Origin of the sequence: uncultured Parolsenella sp. (assembly GCF_934660935.1) — a bacterium.
In the GTDB taxonomy this organism is placed as follows: domain Bacteria; phylum Actinomycetota; class Coriobacteriia; order Coriobacteriales; family Atopobiaceae; genus Parolsenella.
Window position 1 is genome coordinate 35,173 of sequence record NZ_CAKUIH010000005.1, and the last position, 25,941, is coordinate 61,113.

12 protein-coding genes are annotated in these 25,941 nt (G+C 64.8%); 5 read left to right on the forward strand and 7 right to left on the reverse strand.

The annotated features are described in order from the left end of the window. Nucleotides 1-716: 716 nt before the first annotated feature. The 4 genes from tyrS to Q0H23_RS03670 all read right to left on the reverse strand — a co-directional run bounded on the left by tyrS (nucleotide 717) and on the right by Q0H23_RS03670 (nucleotide 7,518). Nucleotides 717-1,934: a tyrosine--tRNA ligase gene (gene tyrS, locus Q0H23_RS03655; RefSeq protein WP_293835796.1), complete on the reverse strand. Its 1,218-nt coding sequence runs from the start codon at nucleotides 1,932-1,934 to the stop codon at nucleotides 717-719. Between the two features lie 140 nt (nucleotides 1,935-2,074). Further along, nucleotides 2,075-3,766 carry a hypothetical protein gene (locus Q0H23_RS03660; RefSeq protein WP_293835799.1) on the reverse strand — a complete coding sequence of 564 codons (1,692 nt, stop codon included), beginning with the start codon at nucleotides 3,764-3,766 and terminating at the stop codon, nucleotides 2,075-2,077. 114 nt (nucleotides 3,767-3,880) lie between these two features. Further along, nucleotides 3,881-5,782: a hypothetical protein gene (locus Q0H23_RS03665; protein WP_293835802.1), complete on the reverse strand. Its 1,902-nt coding sequence runs from the start codon at nucleotides 5,780-5,782 to the stop codon at nucleotides 3,881-3,883. Then, on the reverse strand, nucleotides 5,779-7,518 hold the full coding sequence (locus Q0H23_RS03670) for a DUF6056 family protein (RefSeq protein ID WP_293835805.1): 1,740 nt from the start codon (nucleotides 7,516-7,518) through the stop codon (nucleotides 5,779-5,781). Before Q0H23_RS03670 ends, Q0H23_RS03665 begins: the two co-directional genes overlap by 4 nt. A 144-nt stretch (nucleotides 7,519-7,662) precedes the next feature. On the opposite strand from Q0H23_RS03670, the gene Q0H23_RS03675 reads away from it, so the two are divergent. After that, nucleotides 7,663-9,807: a transglycosylase domain-containing protein gene (locus Q0H23_RS03675; RefSeq protein WP_293835808.1), complete on the forward strand. Its 2,145-nt coding sequence runs from the start codon at nucleotides 7,663-7,665 to the stop codon at nucleotides 9,805-9,807. A 191-nt stretch (nucleotides 9,808-9,998) separates the two neighbouring features. Here Q0H23_RS03675 and argH read toward each other — a convergent pair whose 3' ends face one another. The 3 genes from argH to Q0H23_RS03690 all read right to left on the reverse strand — a co-directional run bounded on the left by argH (nucleotide 9,999) and on the right by Q0H23_RS03690 (nucleotide 17,181). Next, nucleotides 9,999-11,432, reverse strand: a complete 1,434-nt coding sequence (gene argH / locus Q0H23_RS03680) for an argininosuccinate lyase (protein WP_293835810.1) — start codon at nucleotides 11,430-11,432, stop codon at nucleotides 9,999-10,001. A gap of 96 nt (nucleotides 11,433-11,528) precedes the next feature. Then, complete coding sequence (locus tag Q0H23_RS03685; protein ID WP_293835812.1) at nucleotides 11,529-16,439, reverse strand: 2-hydroxyacyl-CoA dehydratase; 4,911 nt, start codon at nucleotides 16,437-16,439, stop codon at nucleotides 11,529-11,531. After that, a complete protein-coding gene (locus tag Q0H23_RS03690) occupies nucleotides 16,432-17,181 on the reverse strand; it encodes a TetR/AcrR family transcriptional regulator (RefSeq protein WP_293815092.1) in 750 nt (249 codons plus the stop codon). The genes Q0H23_RS03685 and Q0H23_RS03690 overlap by 8 nt, the downstream gene beginning before the upstream one ends. A 457-nt stretch (nucleotides 17,182-17,638) precedes the next feature. Here Q0H23_RS03690 and Q0H23_RS03695 point away from each other — a divergent pair, with 457 nt between their 5' ends. From Q0H23_RS03695 to Q0H23_RS03710, 4 genes are all read left to right on the forward strand, one after another. Next, the gene (locus Q0H23_RS03695; RefSeq protein WP_293835814.1) at nucleotides 17,639-18,604 is read left to right on the forward strand and encodes an endonuclease/exonuclease/phosphatase family protein; all 966 of its coding nucleotides are present in this window, start codon (nucleotides 17,639-17,641) and stop codon (nucleotides 18,602-18,604) included. An 862-nt stretch (nucleotides 18,605-19,466) separates the two neighbouring features. Further along, nucleotides 19,467-20,393, forward strand: coding sequence for a cysteine synthase A (gene cysK, locus Q0H23_RS03700; RefSeq protein WP_293835817.1), 927 nt, complete (start codon nucleotides 19,467-19,469; stop codon nucleotides 20,391-20,393). 206 nt (nucleotides 20,394-20,599) lie between these two features. Next, nucleotides 20,600-23,395 carry a bifunctional 23S rRNA (guanine(2069)-N(7))-methyltransferase RlmK/23S rRNA (guanine(2445)-N(2))-methyltransferase RlmL gene (rlmKL, locus tag Q0H23_RS03705; RefSeq protein ID WP_366509938.1) on the forward strand — a complete coding sequence of 932 codons (2,796 nt, stop codon included), beginning with the start codon at nucleotides 20,600-20,602 and terminating at the stop codon, nucleotides 23,393-23,395. 218 nt (nucleotides 23,396-23,613) lie between these two features. Beyond that, nucleotides 23,614-25,926: a KUP/HAK/KT family potassium transporter gene (locus tag Q0H23_RS03710; RefSeq protein WP_293835819.1), complete on the forward strand. Its 2,313-nt coding sequence runs from the start codon at nucleotides 23,614-23,616 to the stop codon at nucleotides 25,924-25,926. Nucleotides 25,927-25,941 lie beyond the last annotated feature (15 nt).

The following is a 25,941-nucleotide window of genomic DNA, read 5'->3' on the forward strand; positions in this document are numbered from 1 at the left end:
AATGGCCCACGGCTTGTTGCGCGCCTTATCTGCCCGAATCATCAAATGGCAAGGACGCGACACCCCTCCAAACGTCGCAAGAGCATCTTCGAGCTCTAGCTTTCCTGGAATTCCGCAGCCCTGAAGCGTTGAAGCACGGCACATGCCTAGGAGCTCTGGGGCGAGCTTGCCTCGCGAGCGAAGGAGTTCGAGTGCCGATATGTCGCAGATGCAGATAGCCATGGCACAACGCTATCAGGCTCGCATACGTCCGCGAAGATCGAGGCCAAGAAAGTCCCCCGCGCTCAAACCGAAACCCGACATGAATCCAACACGTTTTCGCAAAAACGAGCCAAAGTGCGTCAAACAATGACACTACAAAAGCTTTACCTGCGACGATACTGGTGGTCCATTCCGAGAAGGACGAAACGATCTGCAGGGAATTACTTGTTGTCACAGAAGGCCCTCGACCCCGCTCGCGAACACGAACGGGGCCGGGGGCCTTACGTCACATGAAACAAAGCAGATTGATGCTCGCCATCGAACGCACCAGGGGCAAAGCGCGGTTGAGCTCAGCCCGCAGACGGAGCTGGAGGAACAAACCCACGGGCATGCTAGACGAGCCCGCCCGCTGGCGCGCTAGGCGAACCTGGTCGCTGGCGCGTCAGGCAGCCCGCCCGCTGGCGCATCAGGCGGCCCGCCCGTTGGCGCTTTAGGCGAACCTGGTCGCGGGCGCGTTAGACGAGCCTGGCCCAGCGCCTCTTGCCGGACTGGACAACGGCGCCCGCCACGAACGGCGTGGGGTCGACGTTGTAGCACTTCGGCGCGAGAGCCTCGCCATTCACCTTGACGCCACCGCCGTCAACGAGACGACGAGCCTCACCGGCGCTGCTGGCAATCCCCAGGTCAACGAGAAGCTTGCCAAGGTAGACCAGGCCCTCATCGTTCACCTCGACGACAGAGGCGGGGAACTCCGGCACGTTCTCGGGAACCTCACCCTTCTTGAACTGGGCGTCGAAAGCCTCGAGCGCCTTCTGGCCAGCACCCGCGCCATGGTAGAGGTCGACGATGTTAATGCCGAGCTCACGCTTGAGCTTGTAAGGATCGGCGGAGCCGTCGGCAAACGCGGCATCGATGGCCTCGATCTCCTCGATGGTCTTGGTCGAGCAGAGACGGTAGTACATCGGGACGATCTCGTCGGCGATGGACATGACCTTGCCAAACATATCGGCAGGCTCGTCGGTAAGGCCGATGTAGTTCTTGTAGCTCTTGGACATCTTCTTCACGCCATCGGTGCCCACGAGCAGCGGCATCGTGAGGGCGACCTGCGGCTCCATGCCCTCGGCACGCATGAGGTCACGGCCGGCGAGCAGGTTGAAGATCTGGTCGTTGCCGCCCATCTCGACGTCGGCCTTGACGACGACAGAGTCGTAGGCCTGGAGCACGGGGTAGATGAACTCGTGCAGGGCAATGGAGAGGCCGTTGGTGTAGCGGTTGTGGAAGTCCTCGCGCTCGAGAATGCGAGCGACGTTGAACTTGCTCATGAGGCCAAGCATCTCGCCAAGGTTGAGCGGCTTGATCCAGTCACCGTTGTGGACGATGGTCGTCTTCTCGGGGTCGAGGACCTTCATGGCCTGCGCAACGTAGGTCTCGGCGTTGGCCTCGACCTGCTCCTCCGTGAGGGGCGGACGAGTGGAGTCGCGACCGGACGGGTCGCCAATGAGAGCGGTGCCGTTGCCGATGATCAGGGTGACGTTGTGGCCCAGGTCCTGGAACTGGCGCATCTTGCGCAGGGGCACGGCGTGGCCCAGGTGGAGGTCCGGACTCGTGGGATCGACGCCCAGCTTGATGTTCAGGGGCTTTCCACGACGTAGCTTCTCGCGGAGCTCCTCCTCGGGGACGATCTGGGAGACGCCAGAAGTGATGACCTTCATCTGCTCGTCAACTGAAAGCACTGTTCCTCCAAAATACCTGCTAGCACCCTCACCCGGTTGGGCGGTGCTCATGATTGTGTGGCGCCGCACAAGCGCGGCTCGCCCGCATAAACGGGACGGTTGCTAAGTGTAGCGAAAAGCGGCGCCAAGCGAGCTGTCGCTTATGCGGTAGGCATCCCCGTGGCAGAGCTAAAGCTCCACACCGAGATCATCTTGCTCGAGATGGCGCCGGCGCCGAGGTCAGAGACCTTGGTGGCGATCACCGAGGGGTCGACATGCTCTTGCAGATAGACCTCATAGAGTTTCGCCGTCGCCTCGGTCGCGACAAGCGTCATGTCGCGGCGCGTGGCGAGCTGCATGAGCGGTGCGGCATCCGTGAGGCCCCAGCGCTCGAGGCAGGCGTCCCACGGCGCGGTTTCGCTCTCCCATCCTCCCACAAGCAGGATGTTGTCCGGGCACTGCCACCTCGCGGATGCGAAGGCATCGGTCCCGCTGAACCAAGCGCTCTGGGTGTGGCCGAACACCACGAGCTCGTCCGGGTGGCTCTCGACGAACTCGCTCGCCGCAGCCGCGAAGGGAAGCGAAAGCCTCGACTGAAGCGGGCGCACCGTCGACACCCAGAACATGCCGAGGCCCGCCGCGCAGACGACGCACGTAATCGCTGCCACCACGCGGGCACGGGTGCCCGGGACAGGAACCGCATCAGCACTGTGACGGCCCTTACGCTCGGTGGGGCCCTGGCAGCAGACAAGAAGGGCGAATAGCGTGACGATCGCCACGGGAATAACGATATGGAGCCTCGGACGGCCACGCATAACGATGAGTATGTAGTTCAGGAGCGCCATCGCGACCACGCCAAACGAAAGGATGCGAACGGACTTCTCCAGACCCTTCATCCGCGAAAGGGCAGCCGCAACAGCGAGCAGAAGAGCCGACAACGCGATCAGCAGATACGTGACCTTCGCTTTGAACGACGCGATGAGATGCGCGGGCCCGTAGGTGGACTCAGCCTTTGAGATGCGCTCGAACAGGTCCGTCGAGAAGACCTCATGGTCGACGAAGTCCCAGTCGTACATCATGGCGACATCATTGTCGCTGAGCTCCGGCGCCTGCTCGCGGACCTTCGAGACGTCCATTCGCTGCGTGTCGAGCACCTTGCGGCCGGCGTCGAGATAGGAGGGGAAATCCTCCCAACCAGGAGTCGCACGGTAAGCGGCCTGGCCAGCCCCATAGGAAATCGCAATCACGGCAACAACCGCCACAGCGCGGAGCAACGTACCCGCGCGACGACTACGAACGAGCGCCCAGACGAGGAAGGGGACGAACAGGACGAGGGCTGCGACTCCGGACTCGGGGCGCAGAGAGAAACCGAGCGCCACGAGCACGTAGCCCGCGACGTCAGCCGGGCTCGGGCGGCCGGCGTCGCCAAAGACCGCGCGCGGCATGATGAGCATAAGGCCGGCGGCAAGCACAATGAACGCAACGATGGTGTACGTGAAGTACCACACGCAGACGATCTCGCACGAGAGCAGCACGGCGCCAAGGCACACAAGCCGCGCGCGAGAGAGGCCCAGGGAGAAGAGCTGGCTCCAGGCTATCCAGAACGACACGACCAGCATCGCGAGCAGCATGAGCGCGTACCACGGAACCTGCGGCGCAAGTTGGTAGAGCGCCGAGAGCGGCGCGCTCACGAAGACGAGCGTATAGGGCATGAGCGAGCTCGCGGCGGCCTGGAACTGGCCACGCGCAAAGAGCTCCTGCACGAAGTCATCCGGAGGGGTGGCATAGACCGGCGCGTGCAAAAGGCAGAGCGCCACCACAGGTAGAAGCGCCAGCAAGAGGGGTGCGACCATGCGGCATGCGCTACCTTGCGGAACGCGCGAGGCGACGGCTCGCGAATCGCAACTGACAGGTTTGGGCTTTGGCTCTATCGGCATCGAGCGTCTCCAAACGGACAAGGAGACGTGCTAGACCGAGCGCCCGCCCCCAATTGCAGACTTCGCCCATTGTAAAGCTTGTTCAAGGCCCTCCGCCGCAAGGGGAAGTACCACGATGGCAAAGGGCAACACATAGACGGCCTTTGCCTCCCAAAGCAGGTAGCAGCCAAACCCCGTAAAGAAGGTCGCGGCAATGAGCAGGGTCGCGCACGTCACGGAACCACCGCCCACGCGCACGTCAGGAGTCGGGGCGACGTCATGCCGCCGTGCGCCCGCAGAGGTGCCGGCGCCGCCAGCCGGGTCAGGCGCAGGCAAGCCTGTGGCCTCTTTCCCCTCGTTGTCCCTCCCCCATCTACGGCAGGCCCAGGCCACATAGCCAAACGCAGCGGCGAACTCAATCGTCTGGTAGCCGTCGAGCAGGTAGGTCAGCCACGAGGAAATGACGCCCAGGGGCTTGCTCGCATCTCCCAGGTTAAGGCGTCCGCCACCGGGAATCCCGCACATCGAGAGGTAGTAGAGGGACTGATAGGTCGGGTCCGCCCACTCCGTGGCGAGTTTGATGGAGAAGAAGCGCGCCGCGTAGGAGGGGTCGGAGACGAACTCGGTGACGTCTGCCGCGATTTCCCCAACAGCGATCTCGTTCTGAATGTCGGCGCTCTCGCCCGAGAAGAACCACGTGGCGTTGGCGTGATTGGACCAGCCGCCAGGCGCGAACTCGGGCGCGCCGCCGTCCACGCTCACGTAGAACTCGCCCGCGCCCATGCGAAGCCCAAGCTCGAGGTGGTTAAGCGTGGTCAAGGCATCGCCAAACTCATAGCCAGAGGCCGCACGAAGCGCCTCGAAGGGCAAACCCGCCACGGAGCGCGCGAGAAGCACGACGGCAAGGCACGCCGCAAGGCCCCAGGCGCTCTTGCGGCTGACGGCAAGTACGAACCATGCGAGCGCGGCGGCGATTGCGAAGAGCACGAAGGTCGCCTTGACGCAAAGCGCAAGAACGAGCGGCACGAACGAAAGCGCCAGCCACCTGAGGGTGACGCCCAGCTCATCTGCCCGCATCGCACGAGCCTGTAGGGCGAGGAAGGCGAGCGCGAAGCCACAACCCATCGCGTTTCCGTAGAGGAACGCGGAGAGCCAGTACATCGGCAGGCACATGGCCACGAGCACCCAGAGGATGCGGCGCGCGCCCGCGCTCACCCCAACGTTCGACCCCAGGTCGAGCAGCGCCCACACGCCGAGGCAGGTCGCCAGCGACGACAGCAGTTGGAAGACCATGTAGGAGTATTCGCCAAACGCGAGGCGAAGCGCATACATGATCCAGAAGAGCGATGCCTGGAACGGATAGCAGCAGAAATAAAGACGCGCGTCGGTGAAGAGCGTCCCGTACGGGCCGGAAAACGCCGCCGCGACGCCCCCTCCCTCAATCGCCTTATGGACAAAGTCGCGGATCATCCACGAGTCGCCCCAATAGGTATCGCGCGTCTGGATGCCCAGAATCATCAGCACCTGGAAGGCGAGCGCGCCAAGGACAAGCGCCCTCGTGGCACGCGGCCCATCGAGGACGCTGCCGTGGCGCCAAGCCACATAGCATAAGGCCACGGTCGCCACGCCGCCAACGGCGCCCGCGATGAGGGACGCCGTTGGGCCCGCCCAGGTGTAGATCGACATGGACTGCGTGAGGTTGCCGTCCTCCGCGCCCACCATGAGCCAGACGGTGGAAAGCGCCACCACGAGAAGGACCACGCCGAGCATGAGCGCGCACAGCGCGAGGCCGAGACGGGCGAGGCCGTCGCCGACGCGGCGCCAGCGATCGCCATCATTAAAGGCACTGGAGCGCTCGGGGAGACGGGCCACCTTTCGCGCGATGGTCCTACCCGACAGGGGCTGATGCACGACGCCATCCGTCGCGGGCATCATCGCGTTATCCGGGCTCACGAGACAGCCACATCCGTCGTGGCGGTATCCGTCGTGACGGTATCTGTTACGACAGCGTCAGCCGCGGGCGCATCCGTCGCGCCCGCATCCGTCACGACGTCGCTCGCCATGGTGCCGGAAGGCGCGTGATAGGCCACAATCGACTTCTTGCCATACCACTGGCAGAGGCGGTAGTTGATGTAGTTGTCCATGTTGTCGCGGATGTCGCCCATGAGCAGGACGTGCGGCACGTTGGTGTAGAACGGCACGCGAAGCTCGTCCGCGGTCGAGGTCTCAATGGCCGCGAGACGATCCTCGACCTGGGCGTCATATGCAGCGGCCTGCCCGGAGATAATCGAGCGCGCCGCGGAAACACTCGAGAGCTCCTCACCCATATCCTTATCGGTAGCCATGGAGCCCACGATGCACGCAAACACCAGGATTACGAGGCCAGCCGCGATTCCAACGTGCTGAGCTGTCATAACGTGACCACGCGTCGAGCCCGCACCCAGCTCACGGCGACGCGCTGCGACCCAGCCACAGAACCAGAACACGTTCAGGACGACAAGCACCACGAACAGATCGAAGCGGCAGTTCTGAACGCGGCCAGGGCCCACCGTTCCCTCCGCCCAGAACGTGGGCGTGAAGCTCGTGGCAAACAGCGCGATCGAGCCGGCGGCGACGAGGGCGGGCATGGGGAAGCGCCAGCCGCGCTCGGCGGCGCGGACGCAGACGCGCACGGCAATGACAGCTGCAAGCACCGCAAGGAGCAGCACGAGACCGCCACTCCACTCCTCCAGATACTGGAACGCCGCAAGCGACGACTTCACGATGGTACCGACAACCCCCGCGGAGTCCTCGGGGAACTGCGTCTGCTGACGAACTTCGTTGCCGGGAGCGGCAAGCGACAGCGCAAGCCCCACGACCAGGAGTCCAAACGGCGCAAGGACATCAGACGAGGCCCGCCTACGGCGGGCAATCAGCACGACGAGCACGCAAGTCATGACCTCTACCACAACGAGCGCCGTAACGAAGTTGCCACCCGCAACGAACACGGCGAGCACGCACGCCCAGATCTTGGCCCCTCGAGGAGCCGTGCGGCGGGCGGGATCGGCGATGCGCGCCACGCAACCCAGGAGGGCAAGCGCGGCAGCGTGGTAGGTGGTGTAGTAGACGGCGCTGTTAAACCAGAAGATACCCTCGACGGGGCTCGGTTGCAGAAGGAGCTGGACGGCCACCATCACGCAGGACAGCCCCAGCCAGGCACCCCTCTCGGCACCGAGCAGCTCAACCATGACGACATGCGTGAAGAAGAAGGTGCCGGCGATGAGGCTTGCGAGCACGAGCGGCGCGGCGATCACGTAGAACTGCTCCCCAAAGACGCTCGGCTCGAGCGCCATGAGGAAGATCGCGGAGTAGGTGCCCTGCCAGTCGAACCAGGCATTCCCCGCCTGCTGGAGCGCGGTAATCAACGCGACGCCGATGTTGCCCGTCCTCTGAAGCGCGAGATGCGCCCAGACGCCATAGTGCCAGTCATCCGCATAGGAGTGGTTGTACGCGCTGATGAGCACGAGGGGTACGAGAACGGCCACCAGCAGCGCGACGCCGGCGACCCCGACGGCCGTCATGGCGCGGGGTTCGCGCGGGCGACCATCGCGCTTGGGACACTTCATCTCGCGCTTTGCGCCTTCATGCTCGGCGCGGCGATGACGCGCACGCCCATAGGACCCCTCCGGGGCCTCGACACGACTCTCCATGCAATTCCCTTCAGTCATGTCCATAGTTTAAGGCAGGCACGTCTCAAGCGATGTGGACGCGGCGTTAACTCACCCGCGCGCTCAACGCTCCACCACGATTTAGCAGATAATAGATAAGTCTGTGTACCCGTATTGGAGGACTGCATGGGAATTCGCAACCGTCGCGCCCGCGCCCACTCTAAGACGCACATCGTTGGCTTTTCCGCCGCCGGCGTCCTAGGTTTCCTGGTGCTGCTCGCCATCGCTCTCGCCGTCTCTCTCGGCGCCGTGATCGAGTCCTGGCTCCAGGACCTGCCTGACTACACCTCCGCTGACGCCTACCTCGTCGCCGAGCCGAGTGAGGTCTATGACGCGGACGGCAACGTCATCGCGACGTTCTACCTCGAGAACCGCCGCTCCATCTCGCAAGACGAGGTCTCTCCCTACGTCTGGAAGGGCACCGTCGACGTCGAGGACGAGCGCTTCTACAGCCACAACGGCGTCGACCCCATCGGCATTGGCCGAGCCGTCATCTCGCAGCTCTCCGGCCGCTCCGAGGGCGCCTCGACCATCACCCAGCAGCTCGTGCGCAACACGGTCCTGTCTGACGAGCAGTTCGAGAAGTCCCTCAAGCGCAAGATCCGCGAGGCCTACATCGCCGTCGAGATGGAGAAGACCTACTCCAAGGAACAGATCCTGTTGATGTACCTCAACACGATCTACTACGGTCATGGCGCCTACGGCATCGAGGCCGCAAGCATCACCTACTTCAACAAGCATTGCAGCGAGCTCACGCTCGCGGAGGCGGCCACGCTCATCGGCCTGCCCAACTCGCCCTCCTACTATGACCCCACGCAAAACCCCGACGCCGCCAAGGAGCGCCGCAACAAGGTTCTCGACAACATGCTGCGTCTCGGCGACATCACGCAGGAGGAGCACGACGCCGCGCAGGCGGAGGACCTCGTGCTCAACCTCGGCAACACGAACATGGACAGCCAGGGTACCTACCCCTACTGGACCAACTACATCAAAGGCCTGCTCGAAGGCGATTTCTCGCAGGACACCATCGTCCAGAGCGGCCTGAAGATTTACACCACCATCGACCCCACCTACCAGGACGCCGCCCAGGCTGCGGTCGAGCGCATGCTCGACGAGACGGGCAACCCCGACAACGACGGAGCGCTCGTCGCGATCGACCCACAGACTGGTTACATCAAGGCCATGGTCGGCGGTCGTGACTTCTACGCGGATTCCGCCACCGCCCAGGTCAACGCTGCAACGTCGAACGCCAAGCAGACCGGCTCGAGCTTCAAGATGTTCACACTTGTCGCCGCAATCAAGGCGGGCATGAACCCCACCACCAAGATCAACTGCAACTCCCCCATCCAGGTCAACAATTCCTGGAAGGTCCAGAACGCCGATAACGAGCCCTACGGCACCCTCAGCCTCGCCGATGCCACCGCCATCTCCTCGAACACCGGATACGTTCAGGTCGGTATGGCCGTCGGCGTCGACAACGTCGTCCAGACCGCCCACGACATGGGCATCTCGAGCGACCTCGACCCCTACGGCTCCACGATCCTCGGCGCCAACGGTTGCTCCCCGCTCGAGATGGCGGAGGCCTACGCCACCCTCGCGAACGGTGGCCTTCACCGCGACGCCGTCGCCATCAGCAAGATCGAGGACCGCAACGGCAACGTCGTCTACGAGCACAAGGACAGCCCCACGCGTGTCCTCGACGAGAGCGTCGCCAAGGTCGCCGTCCAGACGCTCGAGGGCGTCCTCACCTACGGCCGCGGCACGGCCAAGCAGCTTCCCGGCCTCCTCACCATCAACCAGCCCGTCGCCGGAAAGACCGGCTCTACCGACAACCTCGAGAGCCTCTGGTTCTGCGGCATCACGCCCCAGGTCTCCGTCGCCGTCTGGACGGGCCACAAGGACGGAGACTACACGGTAAGGCTCGGCTACGGCGCGGGCGCGCACCCGTTCCAGACATCGAACAAGGCCTTTGCCTACTTCGTCAACGCCGTCCTGTCCGACACCCCGCGTGCGGACTGGCCGATGGCAAGCGCGTCCGATCCCTCCTACAAGCCCAATACGAGCTGGAAGTTCTCGAACACGAGCGCCAGCGAGAACGACCCGAACGCCGCGACCACGGAGGCAGCGACGACCGAGGCCGCCACGACGGAGAACGCGACGACCACGACCGAGCCCACGCCGGCGCCCGAACCCACTCCGACGCCAACGCCCGAGCCTACGCCTTCCCCGGAGCCGACTCCCGACCCCGACACGCCAACCGAGGGGCAGTAGTCCTTTCGAGCCCGTCCTCCGGCCAGCGAAAACACGAACGCCCGCCTGCTTCGGCAGACGGGCGTTCTTCTTAACCTGTGAGCTATGTCGCGCGCGGGCACCTCAGATTGCGCGGGCTGGCGGCGCCGCTTGCAAGTCAGCGGCCATCCCGGCAACCCAACGTCAAAGCCCGGCGCGGGGTCGGCAGCGACCTACGCCGTCTCGGCGGCGAGCACGTCACGAGCCTGGGCAAGCTGCGCGCGCACGGCGTCGTGGCCAGTGCCACCGAGCGTCGTGCGACGGCGCACGATGTTGTCGATGTCGAGCGCCTCGTGAGCGCCGTCATCGAAGAGCTCGGAGTAGCTACGGAGCTCATCGGTGGTGAGCTGCTGCAGGGTCACACCCTCGCGCACGCAATCACCCACGATGCGACCCACCACGGCATGAGCCTGGCGGAACGGCAGGCCCTTGCCCACGAGGTAGTCCGCAAGGTCCGTCGCGGCCATGTAACCCTCGTGCGAGGCCTCGCGCATACGGTCGGCCTTGAAGGTGCAGGTGGCAAGCATGCCCGTGCAGGCCATAAGCGAACCCAGGACGGTATCAGCCGCATCGAAGAGCGGCTCCTTGTCCTCCTGGAGATCCTTATCGTAAGTAAGCGGCGTGCCCTTCACGGTGACGAGCAGGCTCATGAGGTCGCCCACGACGCGACCGGACTTGCCACGAACGAGCTCTGCGAAGTCCGGGTTCTTCTTCTGGGGCATGATCGAGGAGCCAGTGGAGTGGGCGTCGTCCATCTCCACGAAGCCAAACTCCGCCGAGCTCCACCAGACGAGCTCCTCGCAGAGGCGAGAGAGGTGGATCTGGCAGACACTGCAGGCGTAGATGAGGTCGAGCAGGTAGTCGCGGTCGCTGACGGCGTCCATCGAGTTGGCGACTGGCTCGTCAAAGCCGAGCTCGGAAGCCGTCATTGCGCGATCGAGCGGATAGGTGGTGCCGGCGAGCGCGGCGGCGCCGAGCGGGCACTTGTTGGCAGCGGCCCGGGCGTCGGCGACGCGCTTGTGGTCGCGGGAGAACATCCAGAAGTAGGCGAGCAGGTGGTGCGAGAGGAGCACCGGCTGCGCCGGCTGCATGTGCGTGTAGCCAGGCATCACGACGCCAAACTGCTCCTCGGCACGATCGAGCAGCACCTGCTGGATTCCCTCAAGCGAGCCAAGCAGCTCGTCAGCGAGGTCACGAGCGATCATGTGCGTGTCGACAGCGGTCTGGTCATTGCGAGAGCGACCGGTGTGGAGACGGCCGCCGGCAGGGCCGATGCGCTCGGTGAGCACGCGCTCGATGGCCATGTGGATGTCCTCGTCACGGTCAACGTCGAACGTGAACTCGCCACGCTCGATCTCGCCGGCAATCTCGTCAAGGCCGGCACGAATTGCCTCCGCGTCCTCCGCCGAGATCACGCCCTGGTGCGCGAGCATGGCGGCATGGGCCTTGGAGCCGCGGATGTCCTGCTTCCACATGCGCTTGTCGAACGGGAGCGACGCTCCGAACCTCTCGAGCTCACCCGTCGGCGCGGCGGAGAAGCGCCCGCCCCACAGGGGCTTGGGCTCCGCGGCAGGCTGCGCGACCTTGCTCTCGTTGTTCTCGTCCATCACGTATCCCCCCTACGTAAGAGGCGGCCCGACCGCACCCGTTTGCGCGATCGGGCCGCCCGTCAATCTCTTAGGGCTCTATGGTAATCGAGCGAGCTAGGATTCGTTCGCTTCCGTTTCATTCTGTGACGCATCAGACATCTTGGGAGCGTCTGCCACGCCAGCACCCTCCTCGAATCCGTCGGCATCCTCCGCGCCAACCTCGGGGCCATCGACAGGAGCGGGCTCATTCGCGTCGGCGGCAGCAGCGCGCTCTGCAGCGCGGGCCTTGGCGGCCTCGATGCGGTCAAGCTGCATGCGGCTCAGCGGAAGGACGCCGGAATCGTCGGCGGTATTGGCGCCAAGCCCGCAAGCGGCATCCTCGACACGATCCCGCTCTCCCTCCTCCACATAGGGAGCCACGACATTCGTGGTGGGATCAACGGGATTCTCGAGGCGGAACTCGGCCACGTTCTCCGCAGCGCCGCCCATCTCCGCCGCCGTCGCACGAGCGGCGCGGAAGTTCTCCTTGGCCACGCTGATCATGAGCTTGATGCGGTTGAGCTGGTTGACCTCGGACGCGCCGGGGTCGTAGTCGACGGCGACGATGTTGCTCTCGGGGTGCATCTCGCGCAGGCGCTTGATGACGGACTTGCCCACGACGTGGTTGGGCAGGCATGCGAACGGCGAGCAGCACACGATGTTGGGCGTGCCGCACTCGATGAGGTCGCACATCTCGGCCGTGAGGAGCCAGCCCTCGCCCATCGTGTTGCACAGCGACAGCACCTGCTTCGCCTTGGCGGCGAGCTCGTAGATGTCCGGATACGGCTCGAAGCGGGTCGACTTCTCGAGCATGCGGTTGATGGGCTCGCGCATCGACTCGATGAGCTTGATGCCGGCCTGGTGCGTGAGGCGCTTGCTGAGCTTGGTGCCCAGCTCGCCCTTCATGTTCTTCGGGCTCGTCATGCCAAAGAGGAAGAAGTCAACGAGGCCGGGCACGACCGCCTCGCACCCCTCCTGCTCGATGACCTTGACGACCTGGTTGTTAGCCGTCGGGTGGAACTTGACGAGGATCTCGCCCACGACGCCCACGCGCGGCTTGGAGCGATCGGCCACGACGGGCAGCGTCTCGAACGCGTCGACCGTGTCCTGGCACAGCTTCAGGAACGCATGCTGGCCGCAGCTGGTCACCTCATCCTTGGCGCGAGCCATGAACTGGTAATACAGCGCGTCGGCAGAGCCGGGCTCGGCCTCGTAGGGACGCACGCGATAGAGCACCTGCATGAGCAGGTCGCCATAGAGCAGGGCATAGACGGCGTGAACGAGGATCTCGGGCTTGAAGATGTTAAAGCCGGGGTTGTCCTCGTCAAGGCCCTTCGCCGCGGTAAGCGAGACCACGGGAACCTCAGGGTGGCCGGCGTCGCGCAGGGCCTTGCGAATGAGGGCGATGTAGTTCGTGGCACGACAGCCGCCGCCAGTCTGGGAGATCATGACGGCCGTGCGCGAGAGGTCATACTTGCCGCTCTCGATGGCCTCCATGATCTGGCCCGTGACCAGGATGGACGGGTAGCAGATGTCGTTGTTGACGTACTTGAGGCCCGCCTCGACCGCACCGTGGTCGACGGAAGGCAGCAGCACGGCGTTATAGCCGTTCTTCTTGAGCAGCTGCTCGACGAGCTCGAAGTGGATGGGCGACATCTGCGGGCACAGCAGCGTGTAGCCGCTGTCCTGCATCTCCTTGGTGTAGCGCACCTTGTGAACGGCAGCGCTCTTCGCCTCGCGCCATACGGGCAGCGCAGCCTTGCCATCCTCGCGAACCCCCAGCGGCTTGGCGCGCTCCAGCGAGCCGTTCGCGCGGTGGACGTCCACGGGGCCCGCCGCCACGAGCTCGCCCGCGGCAGCCTCGCGCTCGAGTTCCTCACGCTGCTCGACGAGGGCCGCCATCAGCGAGCGGATACGGATGCGCACCGCGCCGAGGTTCGAGACCTCGTCGATCTTGAGGGTGGTGTAGATCTTGCCGGACGCCTCGAGGATCTCCTGGACCTGGTCCGTCGTGAGGGCGTCGAGGCCGCAGCCGAAGCTGTTGAGCTGGATGAGGTCGAGGTCGTTCCTGCTGGCGACGAAGCGCGCGGCACGGTAGAGGCGGCTGTGGTACATCCACTGGTCGACGACGCGGATCGGGCGCTCGGGACGCATCTTGTGAGCGACGGAGTCCTCGGTGAGGACCGCGAAGCCGAAGCTGTTCACGAGCTCGGGGATGGCGTGGTTGATCTCGGGGTCGTTGTGGTAGGGACGGCCCGCGAGCACGATGCCGTGGACGTCGTTGGTCTCCATCCACTCGAGGGTCTCGTCGCCCTTGCGGCGCATGGTCTCCTTGAACTCGAGGTCTGCCTCCCAGGCATCGTTCACGGCGCGGTCAACCTCGGCACGGGTGATGTGCTCACCACGGAAGCGGCCGCGGCCATTGGCTGCGTCCTTCTCGCGCTGGACCGAGATGAGCTCGTAGAGGCGGCGCTTGAGCTCCTTTTTGTCGTCATACGGGATGAACGCGTCGAGGAACTCGACCTGGGGCGCGGCGAGCTCGTCGACGTTCAGACCGAGCGCCTGCGGGTAGCTCATGACGATCGGGCAGTTGTAGTGGTTGCCCGCCGTCTCGTCTTCCTTGCGCTCCCAACGGATGCAGGGCATCCAGATAAAGTCCGGGTCCTTCTCGAGCAGGTTCATGATGTGACCGTGGCTAAGCTTCGCCGGATAGCAGACGGATTCGGACGGCATCGACTCGATACCCGCCTCGTAGGTCTTCTTGTTCGACTGGTCAGACAGCACGACCGAGAAGCCCAGCTCCGTGAAGAACGCGTGCCAGAAGGGGTAGTTCTCGTACATGTTGAGGGCGCGCGGGATACCCACGGTGCCGTGCGGCGCGGTCTTGGGGTCGAGCACCGGACGATCGAACAACAGCTTGTTCTTGAAGGCGAAGAGGTTGGGGGCGAGCGCCTTGGCACGCTTGCCGCCAGAGCCCTTCTCGCAGCGATTGCCCGTAATGAACTTGCGGCCGTTGCCGAAGTTGTTGATCGTGAGCAGGCAGTTGTTGGAGCAACGGCCACAGTGGGCCTTGGTCTGCTTCACCTGGAGGTTGTCAATCTGCTCGCGGCTGAGCAGGGTCGAGGTGCCGTCCTTGCCGGCACGGTCGCGGGCGAGCAGGGCGGCGCCATAGCAGCCCATGCAGCCGGCAATATCCGGGCGAATCGCCTCGCGACCGGTAAGCTTCTCGAACGCGCGCAGCGTCGCATCGCTCATGAAGGTGCCGCCCTGGACGACGACATACTTGCCGATCTCCTCCGGGTCGCGCATCTTGATGACCTTGAACAGCGCGTTCTTGATGACCGAGTAGGAGAGGCCGGCCGCGATGTCGCCAACGGTCGCGCCCTCCTTCTGGGCCTGCTTCACGCGCGAGTTCATGAAGACGGTGCAGCGGCTGCCAAGGTCAACGGGCTTCTCGGCACCCATGGCGGCGTGCGCGAAGTCCTGGACGGAGAGGCCCATCGAATCCGCGAAGCTCTCGATGAAGCTGCCGCAGCCCGAGGAGCACGCCTCGTTGAGCATGATGTGCTCGATGATGCCATTGTGCACGCGCAGGCACTTCATGTCCTGGCCGCCGATGTCGAGGATGAACTCGACGTCGGGGACGAAGGCCTTGGCGCCGCGAAGGTGAGCGACAGTCTCGATCTCGCCCGAGTCGGCGCCGAGGGCCTCGATGAGCAGGGCCTCGCCGTAGCCCGTCGTGGTGACGTGACCGACGGTGCAACCCTCGGGGAGCTTGTCGTAGATGTCATCCATGATGACGCGAGCGGTGCCCAGAACGTCACCACGGTTGTTGCCGTACCAGGTGTAGAGCAGCTCGCCGTCCTCGCCCACGACGGCGGCCTTCATCGTGGTGGAGCCGGCGTCGATGCCGATAAAGACGCGGCCCCGATACGTGGCGAGGTCGCCCTTGGGGACCACCTGCGCGTCATGGCGGGCGTGGAACTCGGCGAGTTCCTCGTCATTGGCGAAGAGCGGGTCGAGGCGCTGGACCTCGCTACCCTGCATGTCACCAAGGTTCTCGAGGGCGTCGATGACCTCAGCGAAGGTCACGCGCTTGTCGGACTCGCCGGCAAGGGCGGCGCCGGTGGCCACGAACAGATGGGCGTTGGTCGGGACGATGCGGTGCTCCTCGTCGAGCGAGAGCGTCTCGTAGAAGCGATGGCGCAGCTCGGAGAGGTACTGGAGCGGACCACCGAGGAAGGCGACGTGGCCGCGAATGGGATGACCGCATGCAAGGCCGGAGACCGTCTGGTTGGCAACGGCCTGGAAGATCGAGGCGGCGACGTCCGCGGGAGCCGCGCCCTCGTTGAGCAGCGGCTGGACATCGGACTTCGCGAAGACGCCGCAGCGGCTGGCGATCGGGTAGATATGGGTCGCCTGCTTCGCGAGCTCGTTGAGCCCGCCGGCGTCGGTGTGCAGCAGGCTCGCCATCTGGTCGATGAACGCGCCCGTGCCGCCCGCGCAGGTGCCGTTCATGCGCTGCTCGATGCCGTTATCGAAGTAGATGATCTTGGCGTCCTCGCCACCGAGCTCGATGGCGACGTCAGTCTCCGGAATGAGGGTCTCGACGGCGCGCTTGCTCGCAATGACCTCCTGGACAAACTCGAGGTCAAGCCACTTGGCGAGCAGGAGGCCGCCAGAACCGGTGATGGAGACGCGCATGGAGGCGTTGCCGAGCACGGCGCGGGCCTTCTCGAAGAGTTCCTTTGCCGTGGCACGGATGTCGGTGTGGTGGCGCTGGTAATTTGCATAGACGATGCGGTCCGCGTCGTTGATGACGGCGAGCTTGACCGTGGTGGAGCCCACATCGATGCCCAGGCGCAGGTTGGCGCGCGAGAAGTCCGTGGTGTTGGCGGGGCGCAGCTCGGCCCCATCCTCAACCAGCTCGATGCCGCGGGCCAACTTGGCCTGCGCCGCATTGGATGCTGCGGGATTGTTAGTCATGGATGGGCTCCTTTTCCTCCGCGAAAGCGCCCCCGCGCTCCGCATTGTTCTTGAGTTGCATGAGGGCCAGCGCATAGGCTGGCACGTTGAAGTCAATGGACTTGCCATAGAGGTCGCCCGGGCGGACAAACATGAGCGAGGTCATGATCAGCGCCATCGTGCGGACATCCTCTCGCATGCCACCCGTAAGCCAGCGCGTAAGGACGCCGGCCTCGGCAGACACCGCAAAAGCGAGGTAGTAGTCGAAAAACGGGCCGAGGGCTCGGGAGTCGATGCCGTCGAGGGCACGAGAGACGACCGCCTCGCGGCAGACATCCTTGATCTTCTCGACGAAGGCGGGGTCGCCACCCTTGCCCAGAAGCGCCGTGAGATGCGAGGCGTTGTCGCGGAAGTAGCTCAGGAGTTCGACGGTTCCGGGGGCGGCCTCGAGCGATGCGAGGGCGGCGGTGAGCTCGTCGAGGTGCGACGACGAGATGTTCTCGACGAGGCCCCTTATGTCATCAAGGGCCTCGCGCTCGACGGCGTCGACAAGATCCGGGATGTCGCGGAAGTGCGAGTAGAACGTGCGGCGCGTGAGACCCGCTCGTTCGGTGACGGCGGTAACCGTCACGCGCGACAGGTCGCCCGTGGCTTGAATCTCCGCAGCGAGAGCGTCGCGAAGCTGGGAGCGAGAGCGAATGCAGCGCCTATCGGCTCTGGCGCGACGGCGCGCGGCAGCAGCCTGAGTGAGAAGGTCTTGCACGCAACCTCCAGAGGTCTTGGCGTTGGCGGCGTCATCGAGCCACCAGGCTCCTTTTATTACACAGCGTGCGCAGTATTTCACAATGTGAGCAATATCTTGCAACCGTTTACCGACCCGCACGTTTAGGACACAATCGCTGCAAGCCATGCGGCGGTTTCGTCAGATATGGTCGCTGCCGGCTCTCCTCAGCTAGCATGAATGCTGACAACGGGGAGGGCAGTACATGACGCGGGGCAGTTCCACAAGCGGGTACAGGCACGGCGCGGCACCGTTGGAGAACGGGGGCGCGAGGGTCGCATCCGGCGCGCCGATCCCCTCTCCCGCGCAGCAAGCGCCCTACCTCCCGCATAAGACCTCCGCAAGAGCGGCGAGGCGCGCGGCGAAGCCCGCTCGTCGACCCGCGCGGAGGCACCACCGCCCGCGTCACCTGCTCGTCTCGGCATTGCTCTGGCTCGCCATGCTTGGTGTCTACACGCTCATGGCGCTAAGGGTTCTGCCTACGGACCTCGCGAACGGCCGGATTGTCCCCGAAGTGGTCTCGTTCGTCCCGCTCGCCCTCATTCCAACCATCATCTGCCTCGCGATCGCCCTCTTGTCGAGAAGGCGCCTCCTCCTTGTCGTCTGTGTCTTCGCGCTCGCCATAAACGGCTGGTGGCACGCCGGATACTTCGCGGGCCGCACGCGGGTCTCCCCTGCCGCCGAATACGCCGTGTCCACGAGCGCCACCACGGACGACTCATATGCGCGCGTCATGACGGTCAACACACTGAACGGAGCCGCGAGCGCCAAGCAGATCGTCGAGGTCTGCCGCGCCGAGCACGTCGAGGTCCTCTGTCTGCAGGAACTCACGGACGGCATGGTGGCAGACCTCACGGCGGCGGGAATCGACGAGGTACTCCCCTATCACGTGGTCTCCGAGGGTGCATCCGCCATCAGCAACGGTGGCCGTAACGGCATCTGGACGGCGGCACCCCAGAGCAACGTCTCGCGCAATCTCCTGCCCATCGAGACGAGCTCCATGCCCGCCGCAGACATCGTCATTGGCTCGGCCACCGTTCGCATCGTGAGCGTCCACCCAAACTCGCCCGTCCGCGGGGCGGAGGACCTTTGGGACAAGGGGCTTTCCGTAATCGGATCGCTTTCCGACTATGGGCACGCCTACCTCATCTTGGGTGACTTCAACTCAACCTGGGACCACGCACGCTTCCGCACGCTTCTAGGCACGCGGTTCGCTGACGCCAGCCAGGCGTCCGGCGAAGGCTTCCACATGACCTACCCCTCGAACAAGATCGTGCCGTCGCTCATCGAGATCGACCACATCGTCTATGCGAGGGATTCCGGCATCACGGTGAGCTCGCTCAAGACCGTCGAGATCGCCGGCACGGACCACAAGGCCCTGATCGGCACCCTCGAGGCGAACTAAGGCCGGTGGCGTGCAACACTCGCGCGCCATTTGCTTCGCGACGGCAGCTCAAAATGGGCAGATTGTACTCAGCAGAAGCCAGTCCGCCTATTCGTCTTCTTCGGAGCCCTGGCATTCCCTAAGCAGCATATTCGCGGCGCGCGCCAGATCGAGGCGAAATTGTAAGTCGGCGATATAAGACTTGAGCAGGTCAGGAGAGTCGGGCATGGTCGCGACGTCGTCATCCGCCGAGCAACTCCGGGGCTTCCTCCCATGCCTTCCGCCAAATGGTCGATAAGCCACGACGGCTATTACGACCATACCCGAATGGAGCCACGACCCGTCAACTGCTCTCATCGTTCTCCCAACGCCCTTCACCATAGTGCCGTCAGACTTTCCAACGCCGGGAAGAGAGATGGCCTTGCTTTTAATAGCGGATTAACCATGAGCTATGCTAGCTGCATGTTTGAATTTAGAAACCATCTATATGTGTGTTGCGTAGCAAAACATACAGATGCGTCGGAATCGGACACTATTTTTTGTGTCCGCAACAACATGACGTCGTGCCCGCAATGACAACGCCGCCGTGTACACAACAATATGGCGCCATGTCCACACTGGCGAGAACGCCGTGTTCGCAACGACACGTCGCGCCCGCCAAACAATTCCTCATTGCCAGTTGATGAAAAACCATAAATTCCTACTGGATTAGTTGGTTTATTGGTGCCATACTTGCCCCAACGAAGCGGAGGTCCCGCGCGACGCGCGCTCACCCCCCCGCTTCGGCAAAGAGGAGAACCCGCTCCTCTCACCCATGGACGGCAAAACCCGTCCGCCAGTCTGGTCGGAGCCGCGCTCCGTCCGCAGCCACAAGGAGGCTCTCATGCACGTCGCAAACCATGTCGAGGCACTCATCGGCTCCACCCCTCTCGTTGACCTCTCCTCGCTCCTCCCCGCTGATGCCCAGGCCAAGGGCACCCGCGTCCTCGGCAAGTACGAGGCGACCAACCCCGGCGGCTCTGTGAAGGACCGCGTCGCCCGTTACATGCTTGACGCAGCCGAGGCATCCGGCGAGCTCAAGGCAGGCGGCACCGTCATCGAGCCCACAAGCGGCAACACCGGCGTAGGCCTGGCCATGCTCGCGGCCGCCCGCGGCTACAAAATGATCCTCACCATGCCCAAGACCATGTCCATCGAGCGCCGCAAGCTGGCCGCCTCCTACGGCGCGGAGATTGTCCTCACCCCCGGCGCCGAGGGCATGAAGGGCGCCATCGCCAAAGCTGACGAGCTGCACGCCTCCACGCCCAACAGCATCGTCGCCGGCCAGTTCACCAACCCCGCCAACCCGCGCGCCCACTACGAGACCACCGGTCCCGAGATTTGGGCCGACACTGAGGGCTCCGTCGACGCCATCGTCGCCGGCGTTGGCACGGGCGGCACCATCTCCGGCACCTCCAAGTTCCTGAAGGAGCACAAGCCGGGCGTCTACGCCGTCGCCGTCGAGCCGGCAGAGAGCCCCGTGCTCTCGGGCGGAAAGCCCGGTGGCCACAAGATCCAGGGCATCGGCGCCGGCTTCGAGCCTGAGAACTTCAAGCGCGAGGTCGTCGACGAGATCCTGCCTGTCGCCTCGGCCGACGCAATCGCCGAGCGAGCCGAGCTCGCCGCCAAGGCAGGCGTCCTCGTGGGCATCTCCTCCGGCGCCGCCGCCTTCGCCGCGCTCTCCGTCGCCCAGCGCCCCGAGTTTGCCGGCAAGACCGTCGTCGCCATCCTCCCCGACACCGGCGAGCGCTACCTCTCCATGGACCTGTAGCTTCAAGCGCCTCAGCGCGCTCGAGCCCCAATCCACGCGACTCCCTTCCAACGCCCCGCTCAGCACCTTGCTCGAGCGGGGCGTTTTCTGTGTATACGGCCGGTGAGCCGCGCGTTTACGCCCATATGGGTTAACCTCGGCAGGAGATGTGAGGGGCAAGCAGCCCCCTTACGGGCAAATGGTGACCCGATCGAAAGGTGATGCGCATGGCAGACACGCATGAGTTCTTCGCAACTTGTCCCAAGGGTTTCGAGCGCCTGCTCGCAGGCGAACTCGCGAGCCTGGGAGCCACGGGCGTCCGCGCCCTCCACGGCCAGGTGGCCTTCTCCGGCGCCCTCGCCGACGCCTACCGCGTCTGTCTCTGGAGCCGCATCGCCTCGCGCGTCGTCCTCGTCCTCTCCCACGGTGCCGCGGCCGATGCAGACGAGCTCTATGACGCAGCCTCCTCGATCGATTGGGAGAGCCACCTTTCCCTATCCTCTACCTTTGCCGTCGATGCCCACGGCGTGAACGACCAGCTCAGGAACACCCAGTTCGTCGCCCTCCGCGTCAAGGACGCGGTTTGTGACAGGATGCAGGCTCGCTTCGGCGGCCGCCCGAGCGTCGAGGCCCGCCACCCTGACGTCACGATCATCGCACGCGTCCGCGGCGAGCGCGTGACCCTCGGCATCGACCTCTCCGGCGAGCCACTCTTCCACCGTGGCTTCGGCAGGCGCTCTGCGGACGACGGCCTCGGCGGCCTCCGCGCAGACTACGCGGCCGCGATGCTCGCCGCCGGCTCCTGGCACCGTTGCCTGCGCCACGACGCCCCCACCCTCGCCACCGCATACGCCGGCTCGGGCACCATCCTCGTCGAAGCAGCCGGTGCCGCGCTCGACCGCGCCCCTGGCCTGCTTCGCTCCCGCTGGGGCTTCGACCGCTGGCTGGGCCATGACGCCGCAGCCTGGGAGGCCCTCCTCGACGAAGCGGACGAGCGTGCCGAGAAGGGCGGCGAGCGTGCCGGTTCCCTTCGTCTCATCTCGCTTGACGACCGCCCCGGCGCTGCCTCCGCCGCCCGCACGGCCCTGCGCTCGGCGGGCCTCGACGTCTCTCTCGATACGCTGACCTCGCGCGATACCCTCGCGGATGTTCTCGCGGGCGCCGACGCTTCCTCCACGCTCGGCGTTTGCGACCTCTCCTGGCTCCGTACCGCAGAGCTCGCACGCGAGGTCTCCGCCCTCGGCTGCGTCACCACCCTTGCGGACTCCCTGCCCACGGGCTCGCCGCTTGCCGCGTTCGTGCTGGGCGACAGCCTCGACGCCGCCCTCGGCATGGCGCCGGCAGACAGCGTCGCAACGCTACTCGGCCGCGACGAGGCCACGATTCGCCTCTACACCGAGACGGACGAGACCCGCGCCACCAGCGACGACAACGAGGCGCTCGCGGCACCCGCGCCGCGCGCCACCGTCACCCTCAAGGACGGCACGACCATCCCCGTGCTCGTCTCCGCGTCCAATCAGTTCGCGGCGCGCCTCCAGAAAGTCGCGAAGCTCCGCGCCAAGTGGTCGAAGCGCGAAGACGTGAGCTGCTACCGCGTCTACGACGCAGACCTCCCCGACTACGCCGTCGCCATCGACCTCTACCAGGCGAGCGAGGCCTCGCGCGGCCGCGACAAGGGCGGACGCTGGCTCGTCGTCCAGGAGTACGCCGCACCCAAGGGCATCGACCTCGACCTCGCACATCGCCGTCTACTCGACGTCCTCGCCATCGCGCCGCGCGTCCTTGGCGTCGACCCCAACGACGTCACCCTACGTGTACGCAAGCGCGCCAAGGGCGGCTCCCAGTACGCGAGCGAGCAGGAGGAAGGCGCTGACACCCGTCCCGGCCGTCGCTCGCGCCTCGCGCTTGCCCCCGGCTCCCACCTCGTAGACGAGGGCGGCCTCATCTTCGAGGTCAACCTCGCCGAGCGCCTCGACACGGGCCTCTTCCTCGATCATCGCGATGTGCGCGCCCAGGTGCGCGAGCTCGCCAAGGGCACCAAGGGCTCGAAGCGCTTCCTCAACCTGTTCGCCTACACCGGCACCGCCACCTGCTACGCCGCGGACGGCGGGGCGAAGTACACGACGACGGTTGACCTCTCTCGCACCTACCTCGACTGGGCCGAGCGCAACATGGAGCGAAACGGCTTCACCGGGGACGAGCACGAGTACGTCCAGGCCGACGTCGTCCGTTGGATCAGCGAGCAGCGCCGCACGCGCAACCGCTGGGACCTCGTCTTCTGCGATCCCCCAACCTTCTCGAACTCCAAGCGCATGGGCCGCGACTTCTTCGATGTGCAGCGAGACCACGCCGAGCTCCTCATCGGCGTCTCTCGCCTGCTCACCGCGGACGGCGTCTGCCTGTTCTCCTGCAATCTGCGCGGATTCACGCCCGACGCCGAGAAGCTCGAGAGGTACGGCGTCGAAATCGAGGACGTCACGGAGGGCACCATCCCGGAGGACTTCAGCCGCAACGCGAAGATCCACCACGTCTACCTCGTGAAGAGGACCCCGCGCCCCGAGGGCGCCAGCGACCTGCCGGAGGAGGCGCGCCGCGAACAGGCCAGCTTCCGCCGCGAGCAGAACGGCCCTCGTCGCGATTCGAGCGATCGCCGCTACCCGCAAGGTGACCGCCGTAGCTCGGGCGACAACCGCCGCATGCATGACGACCGCCGTAGCCCGGACGACCGCCGACGCACGCGTGACGATCGCTATTCGCGAGATGACCACGGCCCGCGCGGCGACCGCTTCTCGCGCGACGACTGCGGCCCGCGGGGCGACCGCTATTCGCGAGACGACCGCTATTCGCGAGACGACCGCAACCCGCGCGGCGACCGCTATTCGCGAGATAACCGCGGCCCGCGCGGCGACCGCTTCTCGCGCGACGACCGCCGCGGCACGGACGGCCCGCGCCGCTACTCCGACGGTCCCCGCCGCTCGTCATCGCCCTCGGACCGCCGCGGTCCGGGCCGCGGAAGGTACTAAAGACCGCGCGAGCGGCACCGACCGCCGTCCTCCACACATAAAGACCGCATAAAGTGGTACCTTAAGCTGCTTGACTTCAGCGCCCGCGCCGAGGTCAGGCAGTTTTATCTGCGTCGTCCAGTTTGCGACCCCATGGGCCACAAACAAGACCATAGTGGCCCGGACGCGCACAGGAGCGGCCGGGGCGAAGAGCCCCCGTCACAAGGAGAGCAAGGAACATGGGCGTTTCTCGCGCAGCCGAACCCTCGACAAAGAAGAGGTCGTCGGCAAAGTCCGCCAGCATCCCGCTATCCGCGGCGATGATTCTCGTTACGCTTGGCGTCGTCTACGGCGACATCGGAACGAGCCCGATGTACACGCTCAAGGCGATCATGAGCGGCAACGGCGGCCTCACCACGATGAGCCAGGACGTCGTCATCGGCGCGCTGTCCCTCGTCATCTGGACGATGACCCTCATCACTACCGTCAAGTACGTGCTCGTCGCCATGAAGGCAGACAACCACAACGAGGGCGGCATCTTCGCCCTCTACAGCCTGGTGAAGCGCTGCGCCAAGTGGCTCATCATCCCCGCCATGGTTGGCGGCGCCGCGCTGCTCGCGGACGGCATCCTCACCCCCGCGGTGACGGTCACCACGGCCATCGAGGGTCTCCGTACGATCCCGTTCTTCCACGGCATCATCGGCGACAACCAAAACGTCGTCGTCTTTATCACCATCGCCATCCTCTGCGTGCTGTTCGCCATGCAGCGCGCCGGCACCTCCATGATCGGCAAGGCCTTCGGCCCAATCATGACCATCTGGTTCCTCTACCTTGGCATCGTCGGCCTCGTGAACGTCGGCGCGGATCTCAACGTCTTCCGTGCGCTCAACCCGTTGCGCGGCATCACGTTCCTGTTTGACGGCAACCTCAACAAGGCCGGCCTCATGGTCCTCGGCAATGTCTTCCTCTGCACGACCGGCGCCGAGGCCCTCTACTCCGACATGGGCCACGTCGGCAAGGCCAACATCTACGCCTCCTGGCCCTTCGTCAAGGCATGCCTCATTCTCAACTACCTCGGCCAGGGCGCCTGGATTCTTGCCAACAACACCAATGCCGAGCTCGCCGGCCTGCACGAGCTCAACCCGTTCTTCCAGATGCTTCCGGAGAACCTCCGCGTCTTCGCCGTCGTCCTCTCGACCTTCGCCGCCATCATCGCGTCTCAGGCCCTGATCACCGGCTCCTACTCGATCATCTCCGAGGCCATTCGCCTCAACCTGATGCCGCACATGCGCATCGCCTACCCGAGCGAGACCAAGGGCCAGATCTACATCCCGCTGGTCAACAACATCATGTGGGTCTCCTGCATCGGCGTCGTGCTGTACTTCCGCAGCTCCTCCCACATGGAGGCCGCCTACGGCCTGGCCATCACCGTCACGATGCTGATGACCACGATGCTGCTGTTCACGTACCTCATGCGCGTCCGCAAGCGCAAGGTCGCCGCTTGGCCGTTCCTCCTCTTCTTCATGGCCATCGAGCTGGCTTTCTTCTTCTCGAGCCTCACGAAATTCCTGCATGGCGGCTACGTCACCGTCGTCATCGCGGCCCTCATCTTCGTCGTCATGTACATCTGGCGCCGCGGCACCGCCATCGAGCGCACGCAGAGCGTCTATCTGCCCACCAAGCAGTACATCGACCAGCTCGCCGAGCTCCGCCAGGACGATGAGATCCCGTACCTCGCCGACAACCTCGTCTTCCTCACGAACGACTCCTCGCCCGACAGGCTCGACCGCGACATCCTCTACTCGATCCTGGATAAGCGTCCGAAGCGCGCCCGCGCCTACTTCTTCCTGAACATCCAGGTCACCGACGAGCCGTACACCCACGAGTTCTCGGTCAACACCTTTGGCACCGACTTCATCTTCAAGGTGCAGATCCGCCTTGGCTTCCGCGTGAACCAGCGCGTTAACGAGTACCTCTACCAGATCGTCGAGAAGCTCGTTCAGGACAACATGATCGCGCCGCAGCACCACAAGTACTCGATCTACAAGAAGAAGAGCTCGGTCGGCGACTTCCGCTTCTGCCTCGTACGCAAGGTGCCGTCCAGCTCCGCCGACATTTCGACGTTCGACCGCAACATCATCAACGCGAAGTACATCATCCGTCGCGTCTGCGGCTCGCCCGCGCACTGGTATGGCCTCCAGAACTCCTCCGTCATCTTCGAGTACGTGCCGCTGTTCGCCCGCACGAAGCGCCAGCACACCCTCGACTACGTCGAGCTCCCCGACGCCCTCAGGCGCGCCGGTCTTGCCTATGACGAGAACAACGACGAGTATGTCGCCCTTCGCACGGGCCGCAGGGTCCAGCTTGATGACGCCGAGAAGTACTTCAACGAAGAGGAAGACGTCGACCTCTTCGACGCCGCCGTCCGCAAGGCCCACGATGATGAGGCACGCTACGTCGAGGACAGCATCATTGGTGGCGACACCGCGGTCTTCCGCCCCGTCTCCGCCGATGACGAAGAGGACGAGAGCACCGAGGAGAACGAGGACTAGCGTCTCCGTCTAACC